This window comes from Microbacterium jejuense, from assembly GCF_019511665.1.
Taxonomy (GTDB): domain Bacteria; phylum Actinomycetota; class Actinomycetes; order Actinomycetales; family Microbacteriaceae; genus Microbacterium; species Microbacterium jejuense_A.
The window spans coordinates 18160-42981 of sequence record NZ_JAEUAW010000002.1 but is presented as its reverse complement, the minus strand read 5'-3'; the positions used below and the strand labels follow the sequence as shown (position 1 = coordinate 42981).

Sequence of the window (24822 nt, the reverse complement as noted above, 5' to 3'; positions counted from 1 at the left end):
TCAAACGGTGGATGAACAGGTGATTCTGGGGGTGCTCGCCATCGTCGCGGGCCTCGTCGCCGGGGTGCTCCTGTTCGTCCCGTTCGTCGCCCTCAGCTACCGTCGGCGCGGGGGATTCGGGGTGGGCCGGTTCCTGCTGTGGGGCGCCGCCCTCGTGTACCTCATGGCCATCTGGACGTACACGCTGCTGCCCCTGCCCGACCCGGACGCGATGCGCTGCGCCGGAGTGAACCTCGACCTGCTGGCGTTCGTCGGCGACGTCCGCGGGGCGATCGCGCGTCCCGGTCGCACGTTGACCGATCCGGCCGTGCTGCAGCTGCTGCTGAACGTGCTGCTGTTCGTGCCGCTCGGCTTCTTCGTCCGCGTGCTCGGCGGCCGCGGCATCCTCACCGCCCTTCTCGTCGGTCTCGGCGTCTCGGCGTTCATCGAGACGACGCAGCTCACCGGCGTATGGGAGCTGTACCCGTGCGCGTACCGCGTGTTCGACGTCGACGACCTGCTCACCAACACCCTCGGCGCGCTGATCGGCTCGGTGCTCGCGCTGGCGGTGCCGCGCCGCCACTGGGGCACGCCGAAGTTCGCCGACGCCGAGTCGCCGCGTCCGATCACCCGCCGCCGCCGCTTTCTCGCGATGCTGTGCGACGTGCTCGCGGCGTGGGTGCTCGGCGTCGCCGTCGCGGTGGCGTTCCAGCTGCTGCTGTATGCGCTCGGCGCCGACCGCGCCATGCGCGAGGGCACCGCGGCGAACGTCGTCGCCGGTGCCGTGCCGATCGCGCTGTGGCTCGTGGTCACGCTCGCGACCGGACGCACCATCGGCGACCACGCCGTGCAGCTGCGCTACACCGGCGGCCAGCTGCCGCCGGCGCTCGCCCGCCCGCTGCGGTACCTCGGCGGCATCGGCGGGTACCTGCTGCTGAGCGCCCTGCCCGGCCCCTGGGGCGTCGTGACCGGCGCGTTCGCCCTCGTCTCGGCGGTGCTCGTGCTCACCACCGACGACCGCCGCGGCCTGCCCGGCATCGTCTCGTGCCAGCGCCTGGTCGACGCCCGCGAGCCCGTCGAGGGGTGACGGATGCCGGCGGCCGCAGCGTCTCCGCCCGGTCGTTGAGCGGAGCGACGAAGGAGCGAAGACGAAACGTCGTGAGCTGCTCTGCGGACTCGGCCCGCGACAGTCGCGCGCGGGGCTGGTTCCGACGGGCGGCACGCGGCGTTTCGTCTCGCTCCGCTCGCTCAACGAGCGGGAACCGGCGGCCGGGGCCGCCGGCATCCACCCGGTCGTTGAGCGGAGCGACGAAGGAGCGAAGACGAAACGTCGTGAGCGGCTGTGCGGACTCGGCCCGCGACAGTTGCGCGCGGGGCTGGTTCCGACGGGCGGCACGCGGCGTTTCGTCTCGCTTCGCTCGCTCAACGAGCGGGAACCGGCGGCCGGGGCCGCCGGCATCCACCCGGTCGTTGAGCGGAGCGACGAAGGAGCGAAGACGAAACGTCGTGAGCGGCTGTGCGGACTCGGCCCGCGACAGTCGCGCGCGGGGCTGGTTCCGACGGGCGGCACGCGGCGTTTCGTCTCGCTTCGCTCGCTCAACGAGCGGGAACCGGCGGCCGGGGCCGCCGGCATCCACCCGACTACGCCGCGGACGACCCCAGGAACTCGCGCGCGGCCACGACGAGCGCGTCGACGCCACGGCTCAGGGTCGGCTGGATGACCGGCGCGAAGAAGGGCGAGTGGTTCGTCGGGATGTCGTGCTCGATGGTCCCGGCAGCCGCCGCTGCGGCGAACGCCTCGGGGTCGACGCCGCCCCAGAACCAGTAGACGAGCGGCACGCCGGCCTCGCGGGCGAACCACGACACGTCCTCGCTGCCCGTGAACATGCCGGGGTCGATGACGGTGCCCTCGCCGAACGCGGTGTCGAACGCCGCGGTCAGTCGCGCCGTGGCGTCGACGTCGTTGATGGTCGGCGGCAGCGTGTGGTCGGTGACGATGACCGGCGGCTCTTCGGCGCCCGACGCCTGCGCCTCGGCGCGCACGATGCGCTCGACCTTCTCGAGCACGCGGGCGCGGGCCTCGTCGTCGGGGTAACGGAGACTCAGCTCGAGCTTCGCCTCGGCCGGGATGATGTTGTTCTTGAGGCCGGCGTGGATCGAGCCGACCGTGACCACCGCGACATCGCGCGGGTCGATCTCGCGCGACACGATCGTCTGCAGCCGCATGACGGTGGCGGCCGCCATGACGACCGGGTCGATCGTCGCCTGCGGGCGCGAGCCGTGGCCGCCACGGCCCAGCAGGGTGACGGTGAGGCCGTCGGATGCCGCCATCTGGGTTCCGCTGCGCACGCCGATCGTGCCCGCGGGCAGGGGAGTCACGTGCTGGCCGAGCACGATGTCGGGCTTCGGGAACCGGTCGAGCACGCCGTCGGCGATCATCGCCTGCGCGCCCGAGCCGTACTCCTCGGCGGGCTGGAACACGACGACCACCGTGCCCGACCACTCGTCCTTCGTGGCGACGAGACGCTCCAGCGCGCCGAGCATGGCGGTGACGTGCATGTCGTGGCCGCACGCGTGCATGACCGGCACGTCGTTACCCGCCGGGTCGGTGCCGCGCGCGGTGCTGGCGTACTCGAGGCCCGTCTGCTCGGGCACCGGAAGGGCGTCCATGTCGGCGCGCAGCCAGACGACGGGTCCGTCGCCGTTGCGGATCACGCCGGCGACTCCGGTCTTTCCGATGCCCTCCTCGAACTCGATGCCGAGGTCGCCGAGGTGCTGCGCGATCACCCCCGCCGTACGCGTCTCTTGGAACGACAGCTCCGGATGCCGGTGCAGATCGATGTACAGCGCTTCGAGGTCGATCGTCATGACCTGAGCCTAGCCGTGGGGTCCCTTCGTCCCGCCCTGTCTGAACCCGTTCAGTTGCGCTGAATGCACGCGAAACCGGGGGCGCGGCGTACAAACAGCGCAAGTGAACACCCGGCGAGGACGACGGGAGGAGAGGCGCCGCGGGTCGGCGCCGGCGTCAGGCGCCGGGGTCAGGCGGGAAGGCGGGCCGTCGAGCCGCGCACGATGAGCTCGAACGGCAGCTCGCCGGGGCGGTGCGTGGGCGCCTCGTCGTCGGGCGCCTCCAGCGCGCCGAGGATCGCCTCGGCCGCGCGCTCGCCCTGTCCCATCGGGAACTGGTCGATGGTCGTCAGGCGGAAGAACTCGCCCAGCTCGTGACCGTCGATGCCGATCACCGAGAGGTCCTCGGGCACGCGGTAGCCGAGGTCGCGGGCAGCCAGCAGCGCGCCGATCGCCATCTCGTCGGATGCCGCGAAGATGGCCGTCGGCCGGCCGCCGGGCTTGCCCAGCAGCTGCTTGGCGGCGCGGAAGCCGCCCTCGATCGTGAAGTCCGCCGGCTCGAACAGCGAGGGGCTGACCTCGATGCCGGCATCCGCGAGTGCCTGCTCGAAGCCCTGCCGCCGCTGCGTCGGGATGTGGAAGTCGATGTCGAACTCGGGGCTCGCGCCGATGTGCGCGATGTCGCGATGTCCGAGCGCCAGCAGGTGCTCGGTGGCCAGGCGCGCGACCGCGACGTCGTCGACGGTCAGGGTCGTCAGGTGCGGGTTGGGGCCGCCGATCGCGATGACCGGGAGATCGAGCTCGACGAGCCGCTCGGTCTCTTCCTCGCCCAGCTCGAGCGAGATCGCGATGACGCCGTCGACGCGGCCGCGGCGCAGGAACGTCTCGAACACATCGTGGCGCTCGCCGCGGTCGGCGGTCAGGCTGTACAGCGTGATGTCGTAGCCGCGGCGCATGAGCGCCGACGCGATGCCGCTGAGCACCGTCGAGAAGAACCAGCGGTCGAGGAACGGCACCAGCACGCCGATGTTGCGCGTGCGGCCCGAGGCGAGGCTCGACGCCGACGCCGACACCACGTACCCGAGGCTCTTCGCCGCCTCTTCGACCTTCGCCTTCGCGCCCGCCGAGACATGGCCGCGCCCGCTCAGCGCGCGCGAGACGGTCGCCGTCGAGACGCCCGCCGCGCGGGCGACCTCGTCGATGCTGACCACGTCGTCTCCCTGTCCCCTTCGTTGACTTGGCTCATATGTACAACACGCCAGGCGTGTCGCGTACATCTACGCCACGTCATCGTGCGTGTCGATGAGTGGATGCCGCACCCGGCCGGCCGGGTCAGCCCTGGTCGACGACCCAGACCGCCGTGTCGGCGGGGATCACGTCGGTGACGGGACCGCTCGCCGCGATCACGATACCGCTCGGCAGCGGAACGGGCTGGGAACCGGTGTTCGCCACGACCGTGACATTCCCGTTTCGGAATGCGACGGCATCCGCTCCATAGCCCTCGAGCCACTCCAGCGAACCCGCCCCGAGCGAGCGCGCGCGGCGCTCGGAGAGCAGCGTGCGGTACAGCTCGAGCGTCGATCCGGCGACGCCCGCCTGGGCCTCGCGCGCCAGCTCGGCCCACTGCGCCGGCTGCGGCAGCCACGAGGCTCCGGTGTCGTTGAATCCGTACGCGGGGCCGTCGACGGTCCACGGCAGCGGCACGCGGCAGCCGTCGCGGCCGTAGCGCTCGCCGTTGGTGCGGAACCACGTCGGGTCCTGACGGGCCTCGCCGGGGATGTCGATGACCTCGGGCAGGCCGAGCTCCTCGCCCTGGTACAGGTAGGCCGAACCGGGCAGCGCGAGCATCAGCGTCGTCGCGGCGCGGGCGCGGGCCAGTCCCACCTCGGGGATCGGCTGGCCGGGGGAGTCCGGGCCGATGCCGTGGCCCTGCGGGTTCTCGGCCGTGAGGGCCAGACGCGTCGCGTGGCGCACGACGTCGTGGTTCGACAGCACCCACGTCGACGGCGCGCCGACGCCGGGGAAGGCGCGCAGCGACAGGTCGATGACGGCGCGCAGGTCGGCGGCATCCCATTCCGTCTGCAGGTAGGGGAAGTTGAACGCCTGGTGCATCTCGTCGGGGCGCACCCACTCGGCGGTGCGCTCGGCCGTGGGCAGCCAGGCCTCGGCGGCGAGCGCGCGGTCGCCCGGGTACTCCTCGAGGATCTTGCGCCAGTCGCGATACACCTCGTGCACGGCGTCCTGACCCCAGTAGGGGACGTTCTCTTCTTCGCCGCCCATCGAGCCCGCGTCGGGGTTCGGGATGTAGTCCGGCAGACCCTCCGCCTTCATGAGGCCGTGGGCGACGTCGACGCGGAAGCCGTCGACACCGCGATCGAGCCAGAAGCGCAGCACGCGGCGGAACTCCTCGCGCACCTCTTCGTTCGACCAGTCGAAGTCCGGCTGCGACGAGTCGAACAGGTGCAGGTACCACTGTCCGGGCGTGCCGTCGGCCTCGACCACGCGGGTCCATGCCGGTCCGCCGAACACCGACTCCCAGTTGTTCGGGGGCAGCTCGCCGTGCTCGCCCTTGCCGTCGCGGAACATGTAGCGCGCGCGCTCCGGGCTGCGGGGCGCGGCCGCGAGAGCCTGCTGGAACCACTCGTGCTGGTCGGACGAGTGGTTCGGGACCAGGTCGACGATGACGCGGATGCCGCGTGCGTGCGCCGCGGCCAGCATGTCGTCGAAGTCGCCCAGCGTGCCGAACAGCGGGTCGACGTCGCAGTAGTCGCTGACGTCGTAGCCGGCGTCCTTCTGCGGCGAGCGCTGGAAGGGGCTCAGCCAGATGGCGTCGATGCCGAGGGCCTGCAGGTCGTCGAGGTGAGCCGTGATGCCCGGGAGGTCGCCGATGCCGTCGCCCGACGCGTCGGCGAACGAGCGCGGGTAGATCTGGTAGATCACGGCGGTGCGCCACCACTCCGAGCCCGCGGGGGTCGGTTCTGCGGACGGGAACGGCGCGGCGGTGCGCTCGGCGGTCTCTGCGGAAGTCATTCGGCCAGTGTACTGCAAGCGCTTACACTCCCAACTCGTGTGCGTGTGGCGCGCGCGTGCGTGCGCGCGCCGACGATGATCGCGGCCGCGAGGGACGTTCAGGACGCGGGCGTAGGGTGAAGCGCGTGTCCGAAGCCCTCACCCGTGCAGAATCGCTCATCCGCACCATCCCCGACTACCCCGAACCCGGCGTGCTGTTCCGCGACATCACGCCGCTGCTCGCGGACGCGAGGGCGCTGCGCACCGTGGTCCACGCGATGATCGCGCCGTTCGAGGGCTCGTTCGACGTGGTCGCCGGCGTCGAGGCGCGCGGCTTCCTGCTGGCCGGCGCGGCCGCGATGGAGGCGGGGGCCGGCCTGGTGCCGATCCGCAAGGCCGGCAAGCTCCCGCTGCCCGCGGCATCCGTGACATACGCCCTCGAATACGGCACCGCGACCATCGAGGCGCACGACGACATCACGTCCGGCATGCGCGTGCTGCTCGTCGACGACGTCCTCGCCACCGGCGGCACGCTGGTCGCCGCGCACGAACTCGTCACCGAGCTCGGCGGCAGCGTCGTCGGCACGGCCGTGCTCATGGAGCTCACCGCGCTCGGCGGGCGCGACGTCGTCGGCGACGTCCACGCCGTGTTCACGGCCTGAGCCGGCAGCGACGACCTCACCTCGGCGGCTCGTCCTCCGGGCGGACCGGGACAGCGCCGGTCGGCGGCTCGAAGTGCGGGATCGGCTTCGGCCGTTCGCCCCTCGCCCGGGGAGGCGGCGCGGCATCAGCGGCAGCAGTCGCCGACACATCGTCCTCGAACGGGATGAGCCGGTCGGTGTGCGCCGCGTCGCGGTGGAATCGCCGGCCCGTCACCGAGGTCGCGGTCACCTTCAGCGCGAACAGCTTCGCCGTCGGGCTCGCCGACGCGAGGTCGCGCACGCCGCTGTCGCGGATCTCGTCGTCGCGGGCCACCCGCTCGGCGCGCCCGCGCAGGACGACGCTCCACCGCACGTCGTCGGTCACGCCGTCGACCTCGTAAGCCACGAGCGGGTGGTGCGCGATGTGCATGAGCTTCGCGTCGCGCGCCGTGCGGACGAACAGCGACCCCTCATGCGCGAGATGGTTCACCGGAAAGATGTCGGGGGCCCCGTCGGTGTTGATGACGGCGAGGCGCCCGTACTCCGCCTGCTGCAGGTAGTCCCAGCATTCGGCGGTCGACAGCCGCTCGACTCCGGGTGTGCGTGCGTCGCGCGGGTCCTTCATCGATCGGCCTTTCTCCTCCCCTTCCGTCCTACCTCAGCGGGTACGAGAACAGAAGGGGGTGGATGCCGGCGGCCGGGCCGGCGGGCCGACCGCCGCGTCAGGTCAGCAGCGTCGCGATCAGCACGCCGGCGCCGAGGAAGGCGGCCCACCCGCGGACGTGGTTGCCGATGGTCCACTGCCGGCTGATCCTCCGCCAGGCCTGCTGGTCGGCGGGGGCGCACGGCGAGAGCCGGTCGACCACGGCGTTGCGCGGGATGTGGAATCCGCCGGTGATGAAGAAGTGGGCGACGATCAGCACGTCGCCGACGAGCCGCCACGCCGAGACGGCGCCCTGCCAGGCGACGAGCTCGGCGACCGCCGAGCCCGCTGCCACGAATGCCGAGCCGACGAACAGCAGCAGGAACACCGGCCGGATGGACCGGTTGATCTGCTGCATGGCGCGCACGGCGGACTCGTCCGGCGTGCGCGAGAGTCCCGGCATCACCAGCAGCGAGAAGCCGAAATACACGCCCGCCATCGCGGCGCCCAGCAGTGCGCCGGACGCCGTGAGGATGTCCTGCAGGTTCATGTGCGCTCCTTGCGGAGGGGGTCAGCCGCCCAGCACGACGTTGAGGGGCGGCTCGCCCGCGACGAGCCGCTCGATCTGCGTGCGGACGAGCTTCGCCACGCGCGGCCGCATGGCGCTGGACGCACCGCCGACATGGGGCGTGATGAGAACGCCGGGAAGGCTCCACAGCGGATGGCCCTCGGGCAGCGGCTCGGGAGCGGTGACGTCGAGTGCCGCGCGGATGCGGCCGCGCCGCACGTGGTCGACGAGCGCGTCGGTGTCGACGAGCGAGCCGCGCCCGACGTTGATCACGAGGGCGCCGTCGGGAAGTGCCGCGAGGAACGCGTCGTCGACGATGTTCTGCGTCGCCGCGCCGCCGGGCAGCGTGAGGATCACGATCTCGGCACGGGGGAGCAGGTCGGGCAGCTCGTCGACGCCGTGCACCGTCACGCCGTCCTCGTCGCGGGCGTGCGATGCGACGGGAGTGATCTCGACCTCGAACGGCGCAAGGCGCGCGGCGACCGCCTTGCCGACCCCGCCGTAGCCGAGCAGCAGGACGCGACGGTCGGCGAGGCTCTGCGCGAACACCGGCGACCACTGGCCGGCGGCGGTGTCGACGGCGAACCGGTCGATGTGCCGCTGCGCCGCGATCGCGAGGCCGACCGCGAGCTCGGCGGTCGACGTCTCGTGCACCGACGCGGCGTTGGCGAAGCGCAGTCCCGCCGGCAGGATGTCCGCCACGCCGTCGTACCCGATCGACTGGCCCTGCACGAGCCCGACCTCGACGCCCTCGAGGCGCTCGAGCACGCGGGCCATCGACATGTACGGCGGAACGACGATGTCGAACCGGTCACGCGGGGCCGCGGCATCCATCGGCCATACGACGAGTTCGACGTTGTCGGGCAGCGCGCCGAGATCGGCGGCGAGCTGCTCGGTGGGGACGCTGACGACGAGATTCGGGATGCCGGTGCTCACCCGCTCCACGCTACCGGGGTCCTGCCGCTCGCTGAGATCAGGAGATCTCGCGTACGCAGGACGAACCCGCGCGGATCGTCCTGCGCAGGCGAGATCTCCTGATCTGGAGAACGCGGGATGCCGGCGGTCAGGCGGCCTGGGCGACGACGGCGGCGATCGCTGAAGTGAAGAACGCCAGGCCGTCCACGCCCGAGCGCATGGCGGCCGACGTGCCGGGCCCGAAGCCGGGCTCGACGGCGTGCTCGGGGTGCGGCATGAGGCCGACGACGTTGCCGCGCTCGTTCGCGATGCCGGCGATGTCGCGCAGCGACCCGTTGGGGTTGACGCCCACATAGCGGAAGGCGACGAGCCCTTCGCCCTCGAGGCGGTCGAGCTCGGACTCCGAGGCGATGTAGCCGCCGTCCGCGTTCTTGAGCGGGATCACGATCTCCTGCCCGACGGCGAGGTCGCTCGTCCACGCCGTGTCGGCGTTCTCGACGCGCAGCCTCTGGTCGCGGCGGATGAACTGCTGGTGGGCGTTGCGGATCAGCCCGCCCGGCAGCAGGTGCGCCTCGACGAGCATCTGGAAGCCGTTGCAGATGCCGAGGATGGGCATGCCCTTGGCCGCGGCATCCTTCACCTCCGACATGATCGGCGCGAGGGCGGCGATCGCACCAGCCCGGAGGTAGTCGCCGTAGCTGAAGCCGCCCGGCAGCACGAGCGCGTCGACGCCTTCGAGGTCGTGCGAGCCGTGCCACAGCGCGACGGGCTCGGCGCCGGCGATCTGGATCGCGCGCTGCGCGTCGCGGTCGTCGAGGGAGCCCGGGAAAGTGATGACGCCGATGCGGGCGGTCATTCCACGACCTCGATGCCCACGACGTCCTCGATCACGGCGTTCGACAGGATCTCGTCGGCGACGCGCTTGGCCTCCGTGAGCAGCTCGTCGGTGACCTCGCCCTCGACGGCGAGCTCGAACCGCTTGCCGATGCGCACGCCCGCGAAGTCCGAGATTCCGAGCCGCGCGAACGCACCTGCGACGGCCTTCCCCTGGGGGTCCAGCAGTTCGGCCTTGGGCATGACGTCGACGACGATGGTGGGCATGTGACAGCTCCGAGTGTCGCGGGCAGGGGTCGACTCCAGTGTACGGGCCGCGGCATCCCGTCGGTTCCTCGCTCCGTCACAGCGTCGTGACCAAACCGTGACCCGTCCATGGGAGCGCTCCCTTGACTTTCGTGGGAGCGATCCCATAACGTTGCCTCTCGGTCGGTGGGAACGCTCCCACGGACAGCCGGCGCGGCACCCGTCCGAGTCGGTCCTGCAACACAGACAACCCCTGAAAACACAAAGGAGTGACAGTGAACGCACGCGCCTTCCGCAGAAGCGCCGTGGCACTCGCCGCATTCTCGGCTTCGGCCATCGTCCTCGCCGGCTGCGCCAGCGGCAGCGGTGACGACGCCGGCGGCTCGGACGACCAGATCACGCTGACCGTCGCCACCTTCAACGACTTCGGATACACCAAGGACCTCCTCGCGGAGTACACCAAGGAGCACCCGAACATCAAGGTCGTCCACAACAAGGCGGCCACGTCGAACGACGCCCGCGCCAACTACTTCCAGAAGCTCGGCAAGAAGGGCCTCTCGGACATCGAGGCCATCGAGGTCGACTGGCTGCCCGAGGTCATGAAGTACTCCGACCTGCTCGCGCCGGTGCCCGAGGACCTGACCGACCGCTGGCTCGACTGGAAGGTCGAAGCCGCGACCGACCCCGACGGCAACCTCATCGGCTACGGCACCGACATCGGTCCCGAGGCCGTCTGCTACCGCCAGGACCTCTTCGAGGCCGCCGGCCTCCCCACCGACCCGGCTGATGTCGCCGCGGCGATCGACGGCGACTGGTCGAAGTACTTCGCCCTCGGCGAGCAGTACACCGCCGCGACGGGCGAGGCGTTCTTCGACTCGGCCGGCAGCACGTACCAGGGCATGATCAACCAGGTCGAGGCCGCCTACGAGGACCCCGAGAACGGTGACATCATCGCGACCGAGAACCCCGAGGTCAAGGACATCTACGACCAGGTGCTCGCCGCGAGCGCGACGCAGTCGGCACACCTCGGCCAGTGGTCGGACGACTGGTACGCCGGCATGTCGAACGGCGCCTTCGCGACGCTGCTGTGCCCGGGCTGGATGCTCGGCCAGATCACCGGCAACGCGCCCGACACGACCGGCTGGAACATCGCCAACGTGTTCCCGAACGGCGGCGGCAACTGGGGCGGCTCGTACCTGACCGTTCCGGCCAACGGCCCGCACGTCAAGGAGGCGCAGGAGCTCGCCGACTGGCTGACCGCTCCCGAGCAGCAGATCAAGGCGTTCGAGAACGCCGGCACGTTCCCGAGCCAGGTCAAGGCCCTCGAGTCCGACACGCTGCTGAGCTCGACGAACGAGTACTTCAACAACGCGCCGGTGGGCCAGATCTTCACCGATCGCGCCAACGCGGTCACGGTCGCGCCGTTCAAGGGCGAGTACTACTTCCAGATCAACGACGCGATGCAGCAGGCGCTGACGCGTGTCGAGGACGGAACGCAGGACGCCAAGACCTCGTGGGATCAGTGGGTCTCTGAGGTCGACAAGATCGGCTGATGATCCCGGATGCCGGGGGCCGCTGCCGCAGCGGCGGTCCCCGGCAGCCCGTCTGAGACCCGGACGGGGCGGGTTCTGATTGCGACCCGCCTCGTCCGCACCATGTCACGCGCCGTGCATCGGCGCCCCACCCCGTCCGCTCCGGACCCGAACCGAGGAGCCCACGTGACCACCACCGTCCCGAGCTCGCGATCTCCCAAGCGCATCGGCTTCGGCCATCGGATGACAGCGTGGGATCTGAAGCTCTCGCCCTACCTCTACATCTCGCCGTTCTTCATCCTGTTCATCGTGGTCGGCCTGTTCCCGATCGCCTACACCGCGGTGATCTCGTTCATGGACTGGGACCTCGTCCGCAACTCGGGAGAGTTCATCGGCTGGGGCCAGTACGAATGGGTCCTGACGAACCCCAAGTTCTGGACCGCGCTGCGCAACACGTTCAGCATCTTCCTGCTGTCGAGCATCCCGCAGCTCATCGCCGCGATCTTCATCGCCGCGATGCTCGACCAGAACATCCGCGCCAAGACGTTCTGGCGCATGGGCGTCCTCGTCCCCTACGTCATGGCGCCCGTGGCCGTCGCGCTGATCTTCAGCAACATGTTCGGCGACCAGTACGGCATCATCAACACGCTGCTCAACCGGATCGGCATCCCCGACATCCCGTGGCACTCCAACGCCTTCGCGAGCCACATCGCGATCGCCACGATGGTCAACTTCCGCTGGACCGGCTACAACACCCTCATCCTCCTCGCCGCGATGCAGGCCATCCCGCGCGACTACTACGAGGCCGCGACGGTCGATGGAGCCGGCAAGATCCGCCAGTTCTTCTCGATCACGGTGCCGAGCCTGCGCCCGACGCTCATCTTCGTCATCATCACCTCGACCATCGGCGGCCTCCAGATCTTCGACGAGCCGCGCATGTACGACCAGTTCGGCGTCGGCGGCGCCAACTCGCAGTGGCTCACCATCAGCCTGTGGCTCTACAACATCGGCTGGGGCGAGTGGAACTTCGGCCGCGCGGCGGCGCTCGCGTGGATCCTGTTCCTCATCATCCTGGCCATCGGCGTCGTGAACCTGTTCGTGTCGCAGAGCCTCATCCGCGACGAAGGCGGCCGCGGTCAGCTGACCCGCAAGCAGCGACGGGCCGCCGCCCGGGCCGCCCGCGCGTCGGTCGCCGCCGACGCGCACCGCGCCGACGCCGGCGCCTCGCCCGCCAGCGCCCAGAAGGAGACCGTGCGATGAGCGCCACGACCGCAATGCCCCTGCACCTCGACGACACCGAGGTCGCCCCCGAAGAGAACCGCCGCCACCGTCGCCGCCGGGGCGGAGCGGGCGATCGGCCGGGCTGGTTCGTCTACACGGCCCTCAGCTTCGTGCTGCTCGCTTCGCTGCTGCCGTACTACTGGTCGCTCCTGATCGGCTCGGGCGACTCGTCGACGATCCGCGACCCCAACATGTCGTGGATCCCGGGCGGCAACTTCTTCGCCAACGCCGCCGCCGTCATCAACGACGAGGCCGTCAACTTCTGGACGGCGCTGTGGAACTCCATCTGGAGCTCGACGGTGATCGCCCTCTCGGTCGTCTTCTTCTCGACGCTCGCCGGCTGGGCCTTCGCGAAGCTGCGCTTCAAGGGCGGCAGCATCCTGCTGATCTTCGTGATCGCCACGATGGCCGTGCCCACGCAGCTCGGCGTCGTGCCGCTGTACATCCTGTTCGCCGACCTCGGCTGGACCGGTCAGATCGGCGCGATCATCGTGCCCGCGCTGGTCACCGCGTTCGGCGTGTTCTGGATGACGCAGTACCTGCGCCAGACGGTGCCCGACGAGCTCATCGAGGCGGCCCGCGTCGACGGCGCGAACTCGTTCCGCACCTTCATGACCGTCGGCCTGCCGGCCGCGCGGCCCGCGGCGGCGATGCTCGGCCTGTTCACGTTCGTCACGGCGTGGAACAACTTCTTCTGGCCGTTCATCGTGCTCGACCCCCAGAACCCGACGCTCCCGGTCGCGCTGCAGCTGCTGCAGTCGAACTACTTCGTCGACTACTCGATCGTGCTCGCCGGCGTGCTGCTCGCGACCATCCCGCTCCTGATCCTGTTCGTCTTCACGGGCAAGCAGCTGGTCAGCGGCATCATGGCCGGCGCGGTCAAGGGCTAGGGCTACCGCCCAGCCCCGGCCCCCGGCATCCTGAATTCAGACTCTTCTTCGAGAGAGGACTCTCCCTCATGACGACCGCGATCCCGCGCGCCTTCCCGTCGGACTTCCTGTTCGGCGCGGCGACCGCCGCCTTCCAGATCGAGGGCGCCGCCCACGAGGACGGCCGCCGCGACTCCATCTGGGACGCGTTCTGCCGCGTGCCCGGTGCTGTCATCAACGCCGACAACGGCGACGTGGCCTGCGACCACTACCACCGCTACCGCGACGACGTCGCGCTGATGAAGGACCTCGGGCTGCAGACCTACCGCTTCTCGACGTCGTGGTCGCGCGTGCGCCCCGACGGCGGCGCGGTCAACGCGAAGGGCGTGGACTTCTACAAGCGTCTGGTCGACGAGCTGCTGGGCGCCGACATCCTGCCGTGGCTGACGCTGTACCACTGGGACCTGCCGCAGGCCCTGCAGGAGCAGGGCGGCTGGGCCAACCGCGACACCGCCGAGAAGTTCACCGAGTACGCCCTCACGATGCACGACGCCCTGGGTGACCGCGTGAACGTGTGGACGACGCTCAACGAGCCGTGGTGCTCGTCGTTCCTGAGCTACACGGCGGGCCTGCATGCGCCGGGCCACTACAGCGTCGAGGAGGGTGTGCTCGCCGCGCACCACCTGATGCTCGGGCACGGCCAGGTCGTCCGCGAGCTGCGTGCCCGCGACGCGTCGCTCAACCTCGGCATCACCCTGAACCTGACGGTCGCCGAGCCGGTCGACGCCGACGATCCCGCCGACGCCGACGCGGCGCGTCGCATCGACGGCCAGTTCAACCGCTGGTTCCTCGACCCGATCTTCCGCGGGCAGTACCCGGCCGACATCGTCGAAGACATCCGCGAAGTGGATGCCGCAGCCGTGGCCGCGTGGGAGTCCGCGGTGCGCCCGGGCGACCTCGAGGTCATCTCGACGCACATCGACACGCTCGGCGTGAACTACTACCACGGCGAGTACGTCGGCGGTCATCAGCCCGAGAACCCGCCGATCGGCGGCGACGCGCCGACCGACCGCCCGGGCCGCTCGCCGTTCCCGTCGCACGAGGGCATCTTCTGGCACGAGCGGGGCCTTCCGCGCACGCCTATGCAGTGGGAGGTGCAGCCCGAGGGGCTGACCGAGCTGCTGCAGCGGGTGTGGGACGAGTACGCCCAGCCCGCGGGCACGGTGCTCTACGTCACCGAGAACGGCGCAGCCTACGACGACGAGCTGGTCGTGGAGGACGGCGAGAAGCGCGTGCACGACGTCGACCGCGTCGAGTTCCTGCGCGGTCACCTGGGTGCGATCCTGGATGCCGCCGACGCCGGCGTCGACGTGCGCGGCTACTTCTACTGGTCGCTGCTCGACAACTTCGAGTGGGCGTGGGGGTATGAGAAGCGGTTCGGCATCGTGCGGGTCGATTACGACACGCAGGAGCGCACGCCGAAGGACAGCGCGCTCGAGTACCGCCGCATCATCGCCGCTCGCGCGCTCGATGTGGCCGGTGTCGGCGCCGCGGCGTCGGCATAGCCGCTTCGGGTCGTAGATTCGGACGTGGTGTCGGGCAGGGAGGTGCAGCGATGAGCTCGGATGTCACGCGGCAGACGGTGACGATCGAAGAGGTCGCCGCCGCGGCGGGTGTCTCGCGGTCGACGGTGTCGCGCGTGGTCAACGGGTCCACCGCGGTCAGCCCTGAAGCGCTGGAGTCGGTCACGAAGGCGATCGCCGAGCTCAACTACGTCCCCAACCGGGCGGCGCGGTCGCTCGCGAGCCAGAAGACCCACGCGGTCGCGCTCATCGTGCCCGAAGACACCACGCGGTTCTTCGGCGACCCGTTCTTCGCGGCGATCGTGTCGGGCATCAACTCGCGGCTGAGCCGCTCGGACTACGTGCTGAACCTGTTCATCGCGAGCGACGATCCGGGCGACAAGACCACGTCGTACGTGAGGTCGGGTGCCGTGGACGGCGCGATCGTCGTGTCGCACCACACGAGCGACACGTTCATCGACCGGATCGCGAGCGCCGTGCCGGTCGTCTACGGCGGCCGCCCGGTGCGTGAGCGCGAGCGCGACTACTACGTCGACGTCGACAACGCCCGCGGCGCGTACGACGCGACGGTCTACCTCATCGAGAACGGCCGCACCCGCATCGCGACCATCACCGGACCCCGCGACATGCCCGCGGGCGTCGACCGCCTGCGCGGTTACCGCGACGCGCTCAAGGCCTACGGGCTCGACGAGGTCGGCATCGAGGACGGCAACTTCACCGCCGATGGCGGCGCGGCGGCCATGCGCCGCCTGCTCGAGTCGGGTGCTCGCCCCGACGCCGTGTTCGTCGCGAGCGACCTGATGGCCCGCGGCGTGCTGACCACGCTGACGGCGGCAGGGCTGCGCGTCCCCGAGGACGTCGCCCTCGTCGGCTTCGACGACTCGCCCGTGGCGACGTCGGTGATCCCGCAGCTGACGACGGTGCGCCAGCCGTCGTTCGCGCAGGGGGAGCGCATGGCCACCGTGCTGCTCGACATCCTCGCCGGCCGCCACCCGCGCCACGTCACGATCCTCGAGACCGAGCTCGTCATCCGCGACTCCGTCTGAACAGTGGATGCCGCCGCCCGCGGTCAGAGCGGATTCGTGGTTACCTGCTACGGCGGGGTGCGTGCGCCAGGACCGAACTCGCTCGAGGGCGTCCGCATGCGCGCCAGCGCCGTGGCCGCCGCGATCGAGCGCCGCATCATCCGGCGCTGAGGCGGCCGGTCCCCGGTCGTTGAGCGGAGCGAGGAACGAGCGAAGACGAAACGCGGCGAGACGCCCTCGAGGACTCCACCCGGTGCCGGAGGTCGTGGCCACGTGCGTACCACGCCGTCGAGACCGCGGTTTCTCGCCGAGAACGCACTTTATTCGCGTCGATGACGTGGTCTCTCGGCGAGAAACCGCGTTCCCGACAAGTGGTGCAGGGAGGCCCGTCCAGCGAGCCGACCGAGCTCAGCCGCGGCCGGGCACCGTCGCGTGCAGCAGGTTGCGCCAGGGGTCGTCGAACGACACCGTGCGCCCGTCGTCGCGCACCTCGAAGCCGTGGTGGCGCAGCCGTTCCGACAGCTCGCCGAGCGCATCGGCATCGGGAAGGTCGAGATCGACGCGGCCGAGTCCGAGCGCGGGCATGCGGGGGCCGGCGCCGCGGGAGTTCCACACGTTCATCGCCATGTGGTGGTGGTAGCCGCCCGCGCTGACGAACAGCGCCTGGTCGCCCATGGCAGCGGTCTGGTCGAAGCCGAGCGCATCGACGTAGAACGCGCGCGCCGTCTCGACGTCGCCCACTGAGAGGTGCACGTGACCGACGGATGCCGCATCCTGCGTGGTCCCGCCGCTCGCGGCGCTCTCGGTCAGGTGCTCGCGCAGGAACGCGTTGGGGTCGAGGTACAGCGTCGCCATCTCGATGGTGCCGTGCGTCCACGACCACTCGGAGCGCGTGCGGTCCCAGTACAGCTCGACGCCGTTGCCCTCGGGGTCGGTGAGGTAGAAGGCCTGGCTCACGAGGTGGTCGGCCGAGCCCGTGAAGGTGTGCGGCGCCCGCGTCGCGACGCTGTAGAGCGCGGCGGCGAGGGCCTCCTGCGTCTCGAACAGGATCGCCGTGTGGAACAGCCCCGCCGCGCCCGGCGCGGCATGCCGCAGCGCCGGCTCGTGCTGCAGCACGACGATCGCCCGGCCGGAGCGCCCGAGCACGACCCGGTCGCCGTCGGCCGACAGCACCGGCAGCGTGATGACGTCGCGGTAGAACGCGGTCATCGCGTCGAGGTCGCCGACGAGCAGCGTCACGGCGCCCATCGCGGTGTCGGGGGCGAGTCGGTCGGCCTGTGCATTCACACGAATAGGAACCTCCGGCATCCCTCGTCCATTCCCCTACCCGCTCAGGGTTTGGGGCGCAGATCCCCCGTTGGGGCGCAAGAACTGCGCCCCAACGGAGAAAACGCGCCCCAAACCCGGGAGAAGAACAGCGGATGCCGTCCCCCGAAGCCGGCCCCGAAGCCGGGGTGGCCGCAGCCCTCGTTCGCCTCCGCGCCCGGCGCTCTCGTCGACGACGCACGTCCTCGCCGAGCACGCACGCCGTCCGCGTGGATGACGTGCGACTTCGGCGAGGACGTGCGTGCTCGACGGGCCAGGGGGACGACTACTGCAGGTCGCCGCCGAGCTGGCCCACGGCAGGGATCGGGCCGCCGTCGTCGGCGCCGGTCTTGCGCCAGCGGGCGATGAGGTTGCCGAGGTGGTAGATCAGTAGCGCTGCGGCGGCGCCGATCACGATGGCGCCGAGCTGGAAGTCGCCCCACACCATGGTGAAGCCGGCGATCGCGATCACGAGCGAGACGGCCGCGGTGTACTGGTTCACCGGGCGCGAGAAGTCCACGCGGTTGTCGACCCAGATCTTGATGCCGATGATGCCGATGAGTCCGTACAGGGCGGTGGTCACGCCGCCGAGCACACCCGCGGGGATCGAGTTGAACACCGCGCCGACGACCGGCGACAGCGACAGCAGGATCGCGAAGACGCCCGCCACCCAGTACGCGGCGGTCGAGTACACGCGGGTGGCGGCCATGACGCCGATGTTCTCGCCGTACGTGGTGGTGCCCGAACCGCCGAAGGTTCCGGCGAGCACGGTCGCCGCGCCGTCGGCGATGAGCGCGCGGCCGGTGTACCTGTTGACCGAGGCATCGGTCATGGTCGCGACGCCGCGCACGTGGCCGACGTTCTCGGCGATCAGCACCAGCACGACGGGCAGGAACATCGCGATGACGCTCCAGGTGCCGGGGTTGCCGAACGTCGGGAACGCGAACGTCGGCAGGCCGATCCACTGCCCGTCGGCGACGAGCTCGTTGACGGCGTCGAACTTCACCTCGCCGGCGATGAGCGCGGCGATGTAGCCGACGATGACGCCGAGGAAGATCGAGATGCGGCCGAGGAACCCGCGGAACAGCACGCTGCACAGGATCACCGCGACGAGGGTGATGGTGGCCGTCACCGGCGCCTGCTGATAGCTCTGCCACGCGACGGGCGCGAGGTTGAAGCCGATCAGCGCCACGATCGCACCGGCGACCACCGGCGGCATGAGCTTCTCGATCCAGCCGAGTCCCGCGAACTGCACGATGAATCCGACGGCCGCCAGCAGCACGCCGACCGCGACGATGCCCGCGAGAGCCGACCCCATCCCCTGCGACGCGGTGGCCGCCGTCACGGGCGCGATGAACGCGAACGACGAGCCGAGGTAGCTGGGCAGGCGGTTGCGCGTGATCAGCAGGAACAGCAGCGTGCCGAGGCCCGAGAACAGCAGCGTCGTCGACACCGGGAAGCCGGTGAGGATCGGCACCAGGAACGTCGCGCCGAACATGGCGATGACGTGCTGCGCGCCGATCGCGATGGTCGCCGGCCAGTTCAGCCGTTCCTCGGGTCTGACGACCCGGCCGGGTTCGACGGTCCGGCCGTTTCCGTGGAGGGTCCACAGGGGCATGTGCGCTCGCTCCTTCGCGCTCGGGTGTTGTGCTCGCCTCACCCTAGCGGCGCGGGCGGGCGCGGCCCGGCCCCTCGCCGCCGGTCGTTGAGCCACTTCGTGCCGGAACGCGTTTCGTCTGCGGGCGCTGGAGCGCCCTCCGCTCAACGACCGGGTGCCGAGGTCAGCAGCTCCAGCAGCTCGCGGTAGCGGGCGGCGGTGCGCTCGACGATGTCGGCGGGCAGCGCCGGGGGCTCGCCCTCGCGCGGCGGCGCCCAGTTCGCCGCGAGCCAGTTGCGCACGATCTGCTTGTCGAAGCTCGCCATGCGCTCGGCCTCGGTCGTGCCCGAGGCCCAGGCGGCGGCATCCCAGTATCGCGACGAGTCGCTCGTGAGCACCTCGTCCGCGAGGGTCAGCACGCCGTTCTCGTCGAGGCCGAACTCGAACTTGGTGTCGGCGAGGATCACGCCGTGCGCCTCGGCCGTGCGCGACGCGCGCGTGTAGATCTCGAGCGAGAGGTCGCGCAGCTCGGCGGCACGCTCGGCACCGACCAGCTCGACGGTGCGCTCGTACGAGATGTTCTCGTCGTGCTCGCCCATCGGTGCCTTGTACGCGGGCGTGTAGATCGGCTCGGGCAGTCGGTCGCCGTTGCGCAGCCCTTCCGGAAGAGGGATGCCGCACACGGTGCCGTCGGCCTGATACTCGGCCCAGCCCGACCCGGTGAGATAGCCCCGCACGACGCATTCGATGGGCAGCATGTCGAGGCTCTTGACCACCATCGCGCGCCCGACGACGGCATCCGGGATCAGGCTCTTGAGGTCGTCGGCGGTATTCGCCACGCCGTCCTCGCCCACACCGAGCACGTGCGAGGCCGCGAGATGGTTCGGGATGCCGCGCCCCCCGTCCGCGCCGGCCAGCTGGTCGAACCACCAGAGGCTGAGCGTCGTGAGCAGCTCGCCCTTGCCCGGGATGCCGGGCGACAGCACGTGGTCGAACGCGCTGACCCGGTCGCTCGCCACGACGAGCAGGCGTTCCGGCTTCTCGCCCTCAGGCGTCTCGGCGGGCACGTACAGGTCGCGCACCTTGCCGGAGTAGACGTGCCGCCAGCCGGCGAGCTCGGTCGAGGGGGAGGGGGTGACTGTCACCTGTCCATTATCGTCATGCGGCTCTCGCATGCCTCGCGAGGGCGGTGTATAGTCCATCTGGACTAGTCGACATGGAGTGATCGTGAAGGATGCCGTCGCCCGCCTGACCCCGCTGGGGCTGGTCGTGCTCGCCCTGCTGGGCGAGGGCGACATGCACCCCTACGAGATGATCCGGCTCATGCGCATGCGCCGCGACGACCGGCTCGTGACGATCACCCACGGGACGGTGTACCACACCGTCGCGCGGCTCGAACGCCTCGGCTTCGTCGCCGAGGTCGGCGTCGACCGCGAGGGCAACCGCCCCGAGCGCACCACCTATACCCAGACCGAGGCCGGAGCCGCCGCCGTGCGCGAGTGGATCCGGCGCGAGCTGCCGCTGGTGGACCGGCCCGCCGAGTACCGCGTCGCGCTCGCCGAGGCGCACGATCTCGACCGCGACGAGGCGATCCGCCTGCTCACAGTCCGGCGCGACGCGCTCGCCGCGTCGCTCGCAGCGACGACGGCGGGGCACGCCGGGGCGCTCGCCAAGGGTGTGCCCGCACAGTACCTGCTCGAGCTCGACCGCGAGGCCGCGCTCCTCAAGGCCGACCTCGACTGGCTCGACGCGACGCTCGAGCGCATCGCCGAACCCGACTTCCCGTGGGGACCGGACGCGTCCCCATCCGAACGCTATCTCGCCCAGAGAAAGGCTGCACGACAGTGACCAACCCCGCCTCCGACGCGGCTTCGACGGCCGCGCACCCGCCCACCGGCGCCTACGCCGCCGGGCACAAGCCCCGCAGCCCGTGGCCGGCGCTGTGGGCGCTGGTCATCGGGTTCTTCATGATCCTGGTGGACACCACGATCGTCTCGGTGGCGAACCCCGCCATCAAGGCGGCGCTCGACCCCGACACCAACAACCTCGACAACGTGGTGTGGGTGACCTCGGCGTACCTGCTCGCCTACGCGGTGCCCCTCCTGATCACGGGGCGTCTCGGTGACCGGTTCGGCCCGAAGAACATCTACCTCATCGGCCTGTCGATCTTCACACTCGCATCGCTGTGGTGCGGGCTCTCGGGCACGCTCGAGATGCTGATCGTCGCTCGCGCCGTGCAGGGGCTCGGTGCCGCGCTCATGACGCCGCAGACCATGGCTGTCATCACCCGGACGTTCCCACCGAACCGCCGCGGCGCGGCGATGGGCCTGTGGGGCGCCACGGCGGGCGTCGCGACGCTCGTCGGGCCGCTCGCCGGCGGCCTTCTCGTCGACGGCGCCGGATGGGAGTGGATCTTCTTCATCAACATCCCCGTCGGCATCATCGCCTTCGTGCTCGCGGTGATCCTCGTGCCCAGGCTCGAGACGCACCCGCACCGGTTCGACATCGTCGGCGTGCTGCTGAGCGCCCTCGGCCTCTTCCTCATCGTCTTCGGCCTGCAAGAGGGCGAGAAGTACGACTGGGCAGCATGGGTGTGGGGGATGATCGTCGCCGGTGTCGTCGTCATGGCGATCTTCATCTGGACCCAGGCGCGCACCAAGAACGAGCCGCTCGTCCCGCTGCCGCTGTTCCGCGATCGCAACTTCTCGGTGTCGAACCTCGCGATCGCGCTCGTGGGCTTCACGGTGACGAGCATGTCGCTGCCGCTGATGTTCTTCATCCAGCTGGCCCGAGGGCTCACCCCGACCGAGTCGGCGCTGCTGCTCATCCCGATGGCCGTGCTGTCGGGCGTGCTGGCCCCGTTCGCCGGCAAGCTCCTCGACCGCACAGATCCGCGCTTCCTGCTGGTGCCGGGGCTCCTGCTGGTCGCCGGTTCGCTGTTCTGGTACGCGACGCTCATGAACACGGATACCCCGATCTGGATGTTCCTGCTGCCGTCGGCGCTCATGGGCATCGGCAACGCCGGCATGTGGGGTCCGCTCGCGACGACCGCGACCCGTAACCTTCCGCCACGGCAGGCGGGTGCCGGCGCCGGCATCTACAACACCACGCGCACGATCGGCTCGGTGATCGGCTCAGCCTCGATCGCGGCGTTCATGCAGTCGCGCCTCGAGGCGAACCTGCCGGGCGCCGCGGAAGCACCCGGCGGCTTCGGCACCGGCGCGCTCCCGGCCTTCGTCGTCGACGGCTTCTCGCAGGCCATGGCCCAGGCGATCCTGCTGCCGGCTGTCGTGATGCTCGCGGGCGTCGTCGTCGTCCTGTTCCTGCAGCGCCCCCAGCTGTCGTCCGCCGAGGACTGGCACGCAGGTCACGCCGCGGCACGCGCCGCCGACTGACCAGAGATGACGAGTGGATGCCGGCGGCCGCGGCCGCCGGCATCCACTCGTCTCAGACGTCCGGCGGCGCGTTTGTCAAGAGGTTGGCGCGGCCCTGCGACCGGCCGTCACGATGGCAGACATGACCGCACTCGCAGTGATCCTGCTCATCATCGGAATCGTGCTGCTGCTGTTCGGCGTGTTCGTCGAGGCGGCGAAGTTCCTGCTGTGGATCGGCATCGTGATCATCGTGATCGCGATCATCGCGTGGCTGATCCGCTACATCCGACGCGGCGCCTGACCGGTCGCACGTCTTGCCGTCGGGGGCCTCAGAGGCCCTCGACGACACGGGCCGCGATGTCGGTGCGGTGCTGACCGCCCTCGAATCCGATCGCGTCGATGGCGCGGTAGACGCGCTCGCGAGCCTGCGCGAACGTCGTGGCCACGCCGACCACGTTGAGCACGCGTCCGCCGGTGGCGACGAATCCGCTGTCGGTCTCGGCGGTCGCCGCGTGTGCGAGATGGACTCCCTCGACCGCCTCGGCGTCGCGCAGTCCCGTGAGCGGACGGCCGGTGACCGGCGCTGCGGGATAGCCCTCGCTGGCCAGCACGACCGTGACGGCGACGTCGTCGGCGAACGCCGGACGGGCGTGGTCCTCGAGGTGCCCTGAGGCCGCGGCGAGCAGCAGCTCCGACAGCGGGTCGACGAGGCGGGGGAGCACCACCTGGGTCTCGGGGTCGCCGAAGCGGGCGTTGAACTCGATGACCTTGACGCCGGAGTCGGTGATGATGAGCCCGGCGTACAGCAGGCCGATGAAGGGCGTCCCCTCGGAGTCGAGCTGGCGGATCACCGGCTCAGCGACCTCGCGTGTCACGAGGTCGACGAACGCCTGCTCGCTGCCGAACCTCCCGTCGAGCCACGGCAGCGGCGAATACGCGCCCATGCCGCCCGTGTTGGGGCCCTCGTCGCCGTCGAGCAGACGCTTGTAGTCCTGTGCCGGGCTGAGGGGCAGCACGTGGTCGCCGTCGCTGAGGAAGAACAGCGACACCTCGGGGCCGTCGAGGAACTCCTCGACCAGGACCGGACCCGACGGCAGGTACTCGTCGGCGTGCGCGAGGGCGGCCTCGCGGTCGGACGTGACGATGACGCCCTTTCCGGCAGCCAGCCCGTCGGCCTTGACCACGTGCGGCGCGCCGAGCTCGTCGAACGCCGCCTCGACCTCGGCGCGGCTCGCGGCGCGTACGGCCCGGCCCGTCGGCACGCCCGCGGCATCCATGATCCGCTTGGCGAACGCCTTCGACCCCTCCAGCTGCGCGGCCATGCGGCTCGGCCCGAACACGGGGATGCCGCGCTCGCGGACGGCGTCGGCGACGCCCGCCACGAGCGGTGCCTCGGGGCCGACGATCACGAGGTCGATGTGGTTCTCGTTGGCGAAGTCCGTGACGGCGCCGGGGTCGTTGGCGTCGAGTGCGACGAGCTGCGCGACCTGCCCGATGCCCGCGTTGCCGGGTGCCGCGAAGATCTCGTGCTCGGCCTCCTCCGACCGCAGCGCCAGGATGATGGCGTGCTCGCGCGCGCCCGAACCGAGGACCAGGATCTTCACCCCTTCAGCCTACCGAGGGGCCGCTCAGCCGCCGAGGCATGCCGGACCGGCCGGGTGGCGGCATCCGCCTCCGCTCCGGAAATCGGAGAATCGCGCGCTTTCCGGAGTCCGTCGGGCGCCTGACGCCGGAATCAGCCGCGAACTCCGAATTCCGGAGCCGCAGCGGGAGGCGGCGAGCCGCGCGTACGGTGGAGGGATGGCCACGCGCAGGATCTCGACCGACGACGGCCGCGCGGCGCTGAGCGCCGTCGCGGCGGCGGTGGCGGCATCCACCCCTCCCGCCCGCACCGACAACGCGACCGCCGTGCGCTACCTCTTGCAGCTGCTGGCCGAGAAGGCACCGGGCAACTCGGTCGAGGTGCGCGTGCCGCCGTTCGGGGCGGTGCAGGTGGTGGAGGGGCCGCGACACACGCGCGGCACCCCGCCCAACGTCGTCGAGACCGACGCGGCGACGTGGATCGCACTGGCGACGGGCGCGGAGGAGTGGGTGGATGCCGCGACCGCGGGCCGCATCAGCGCCTCGGGTACCCGCGCCGACATCTCGCACCTGCTGCCGCTGCGCCCCTGACGGGCGCGCTCGCACCGGCCGAGTGGGACAATGGAGGCATGCCCGAGCACAGCCAGGACCGCATCGAGACCGTGCGCGTGCGCCGCGCACCGAAGATCTCGGTGTTCCTCATCGTCGGCGCACTGGTCGGCGCCCTGGTTGCGATGATCCTCACCTTCGCATTCAACGGCACCGCCGAGGCCAGCCCCAACACCGGGCTGGAGTACACGCAGGGTCAGGTCTTCGGCTTCCTCGTGCTGATCTGCGCTCCGATCGGCCTCGTGCTCGGCGGCATCCTCGCGCTCGTCCTCGACCGCCGCTCGCGCCGGCGCACGCACGAGATCGCGGTCGACCACGAGTCGGTGCACGTCGACCCCGAACCGGGCACGAACGGCCACGGCCCGGGCCACTGAGGCCGGGAGC

At 70.7% G+C, this 24822-nt stretch carries 25 protein-coding genes; 13 read left to right on the top strand and 12 right to left on the bottom strand.

The window, feature by feature from the left end:
* Positions 1–7 precede the first annotated feature (7 nt).
* Positions 8–1066, top strand: coding sequence for a VanZ family protein (locus JNB62_RS02190; protein WP_220299248.1), 1059 nt, complete (start codon positions 8–10; stop codon positions 1064–1066).
* A gap of 554 nt (positions 1067–1620) precedes the next feature.
* Here JNB62_RS02190 and JNB62_RS02185 read toward each other — a convergent pair.
* The 3 genes from JNB62_RS02185 to JNB62_RS02175 all read right to left on the bottom strand — a co-directional run bounded on the left by JNB62_RS02185 (position 1621) and on the right by JNB62_RS02175 (position 5856).
* Positions 1621–2847 (bottom strand): amidohydrolase, encoded by a 1227-nt coding sequence (locus JNB62_RS02185; protein WP_220299247.1) that lies wholly within the window; start codon positions 2845–2847, stop codon positions 1621–1623.
* A 170-nt stretch (positions 2848–3017) separates the two neighbouring features.
* Entirely contained in the window at positions 3018–4037 is a 1020-nt protein-coding gene (locus JNB62_RS02180) for a LacI family DNA-binding transcriptional regulator (RefSeq protein ID WP_220299246.1), read from the bottom strand.
* A 121-nt stretch (positions 4038–4158) separates the two neighbouring features.
* Positions 4159–5856, bottom strand: coding sequence for a glycoside hydrolase family 13 protein (locus tag JNB62_RS02175; protein WP_220299245.1), 1698 nt, complete (start codon positions 5854–5856; stop codon positions 4159–4161).
* A 125-nt stretch (positions 5857–5981) separates the two neighbouring features.
* On the opposite strand from JNB62_RS02175, the gene JNB62_RS02170 reads away from it, so the two are divergent.
* A complete protein-coding gene (locus JNB62_RS02170) occupies positions 5982–6497 on the top strand; it encodes an adenine phosphoribosyltransferase (RefSeq protein WP_220299244.1) in 516 nt (171 codons plus the stop codon).
* Positions 6498–6513: 16 nt separating this feature from the next.
* On the opposite strand, the gene JNB62_RS02165 is transcribed toward JNB62_RS02170, so the two are convergent.
* From JNB62_RS02165 to purS, 5 genes are all read right to left on the bottom strand, one after another.
* A complete protein-coding gene (locus JNB62_RS02165; protein ID WP_220299243.1) occupies positions 6514–7101 on the bottom strand; it encodes a pyridoxamine 5'-phosphate oxidase family protein in 588 nt (195 codons plus the stop codon).
* Positions 7102–7198: 97 nt separating this feature from the next.
* A complete protein-coding gene (locus JNB62_RS02160) occupies positions 7199–7669 on the bottom strand; it encodes an anthrone oxygenase family protein (RefSeq protein ID WP_220299242.1) in 471 nt (156 codons plus the stop codon).
* Positions 7670–7690: 21 nt separating this feature from the next.
* Positions 7691–8623, bottom strand: a complete 933-nt coding sequence (locus JNB62_RS02155) for a 2-hydroxyacid dehydrogenase (RefSeq protein WP_220299241.1) — start codon at positions 8621–8623, stop codon at positions 7691–7693.
* Positions 8624–8750: 127 nt separating this feature from the next.
* A complete protein-coding gene (purQ, locus tag JNB62_RS02150; protein ID WP_220299240.1) occupies positions 8751–9458 on the bottom strand; it encodes a phosphoribosylformylglycinamidine synthase subunit PurQ in 708 nt (235 codons plus the stop codon).
* Positions 9455–9703: a phosphoribosylformylglycinamidine synthase subunit PurS gene (gene purS, locus JNB62_RS02145; protein ID WP_220299239.1), complete on the bottom strand. Its 249-nt coding sequence runs from the start codon at positions 9701–9703 to the stop codon at positions 9455–9457. The genes purQ and purS overlap by 4 nt, the downstream gene beginning before the upstream one ends.
* Positions 9704–9957: 254 nt before the next feature.
* On the opposite strand from purS, the gene JNB62_RS02140 reads away from it, so the two are divergent.
* The 6 genes from JNB62_RS02140 (at position 9958) to JNB62_RS02115 (ending at position 16143) form a co-directional block, all read left to right on the top strand.
* Positions 9958–11235, top strand: coding sequence for an ABC transporter substrate-binding protein (locus JNB62_RS02140; protein ID WP_220299238.1), 1278 nt, complete (start codon positions 9958–9960; stop codon positions 11233–11235).
* 165 nt (positions 11236–11400) lie between these two features.
* The gene (locus JNB62_RS02135; protein ID WP_220299237.1) at positions 11401–12474 is read left to right on the top strand and encodes a carbohydrate ABC transporter permease; all 1074 of its coding nucleotides are present in this window, start codon (positions 11401–11403) and stop codon (positions 12472–12474) included.
* Positions 12471–13385 carry a carbohydrate ABC transporter permease gene (locus tag JNB62_RS02130; protein ID WP_220299236.1) on the top strand — a complete coding sequence of 305 codons (915 nt, stop codon included), beginning with the start codon at positions 12471–12473 and terminating at the stop codon, positions 13383–13385. The genes JNB62_RS02135 and JNB62_RS02130 overlap by 4 nt, the downstream gene beginning before the upstream one ends.
* 68 nt (positions 13386–13453) lie before the next feature.
* Positions 13454–14929: a glycoside hydrolase family 1 protein gene (locus tag JNB62_RS02125; RefSeq protein WP_220299235.1), complete on the top strand. Its 1476-nt coding sequence runs from the start codon at positions 13454–13456 to the stop codon at positions 14927–14929.
* A 50-nt stretch (positions 14930–14979) separates the two neighbouring features.
* Positions 14980–15993, top strand: a complete 1014-nt coding sequence (locus tag JNB62_RS02120; protein WP_220299234.1) for a LacI family DNA-binding transcriptional regulator — start codon at positions 14980–14982, stop codon at positions 15991–15993.
* 3 nt (positions 15994–15996) lie between these two features.
* On the top strand, positions 15997–16143 hold the full coding sequence (locus JNB62_RS02115; RefSeq protein ID WP_220299233.1) for a hypothetical protein: 147 nt from the start codon (positions 15997–15999) through the stop codon (positions 16141–16143).
* Between the two features lie 237 nt (positions 16144–16380).
* On the opposite strand, the gene JNB62_RS02110 is transcribed toward JNB62_RS02115, so the two are convergent.
* The 3 genes from JNB62_RS02110 to JNB62_RS02100 all read right to left on the bottom strand — a co-directional run bounded on the left by JNB62_RS02110 (position 16381) and on the right by JNB62_RS02100 (position 20049).
* Positions 16381–17220: a VOC family protein gene (locus JNB62_RS02110; RefSeq protein ID WP_220299534.1), complete on the bottom strand. Its 840-nt coding sequence runs from the start codon at positions 17218–17220 to the stop codon at positions 16381–16383.
* Positions 17221–17563: 343 nt separating this feature from the next.
* Positions 17564–18895 carry a uracil-xanthine permease family protein gene (locus JNB62_RS02105; RefSeq protein WP_220299232.1) on the bottom strand — a complete coding sequence of 444 codons (1332 nt, stop codon included), beginning with the start codon at positions 18893–18895 and terminating at the stop codon, positions 17564–17566.
* Positions 18896–19038: 143 nt separating this feature from the next.
* Complete coding sequence (locus JNB62_RS02100) at positions 19039–20049, bottom strand: phosphoribosylaminoimidazolesuccinocarboxamide synthase (protein ID WP_220299533.1); 1011 nt, start codon at positions 20047–20049, stop codon at positions 19039–19041.
* A 52-nt stretch (positions 20050–20101) separates the two neighbouring features.
* Here JNB62_RS02100 and JNB62_RS02095 point away from each other — a divergent pair, with 52 nt between their 5' ends.
* From JNB62_RS02095 to JNB62_RS02085, 3 genes are all read left to right on the top strand, one after another.
* Positions 20102–20722 (top strand): PadR family transcriptional regulator, encoded by a 621-nt coding sequence (locus JNB62_RS02095; protein WP_220299231.1) that lies wholly within the window; start codon positions 20102–20104, stop codon positions 20720–20722.
* Entirely contained in the window at positions 20719–22269 is a 1551-nt protein-coding gene (locus JNB62_RS02090) for a DHA2 family efflux MFS transporter permease subunit (RefSeq protein ID WP_220299230.1), read from the top strand. Before JNB62_RS02095 ends, JNB62_RS02090 begins: the two co-directional genes overlap by 4 nt.
* A gap of 121 nt (positions 22270–22390) precedes the next feature.
* A complete protein-coding gene (locus tag JNB62_RS02085) occupies positions 22391–22549 on the top strand; it encodes a hypothetical protein (RefSeq protein WP_220299229.1) in 159 nt (52 codons plus the stop codon).
* A gap of 28 nt (positions 22550–22577) precedes the next feature.
* Here JNB62_RS02085 and purD read toward each other — a convergent pair whose 3' ends face one another.
* The gene (gene purD / locus JNB62_RS02080) at positions 22578–23852 is read right to left on the bottom strand and encodes a phosphoribosylamine--glycine ligase (protein WP_220299228.1); all 1275 of its coding nucleotides are present in this window, start codon (positions 23850–23852) and stop codon (positions 22578–22580) included.
* 196 nt (positions 23853–24048) lie between these two features.
* Between purD and JNB62_RS02075 the strand changes: the two genes are divergently transcribed.
* Both JNB62_RS02075 and JNB62_RS02070 read left to right on the top strand, forming a co-directional pair.
* On the top strand, positions 24049–24420 hold the full coding sequence (locus JNB62_RS02075; protein WP_220299227.1) for a sterol carrier family protein: 372 nt from the start codon (positions 24049–24051) through the stop codon (positions 24418–24420).
* 38 nt (positions 24421–24458) lie between these two features.
* Positions 24459–24812: a potassium transporter Trk gene (locus JNB62_RS02070; protein WP_220299226.1), complete on the top strand. Its 354-nt coding sequence runs from the start codon at positions 24459–24461 to the stop codon at positions 24810–24812.
* The last annotated feature ends 10 nt before the right edge of the window (positions 24813–24822 follow it).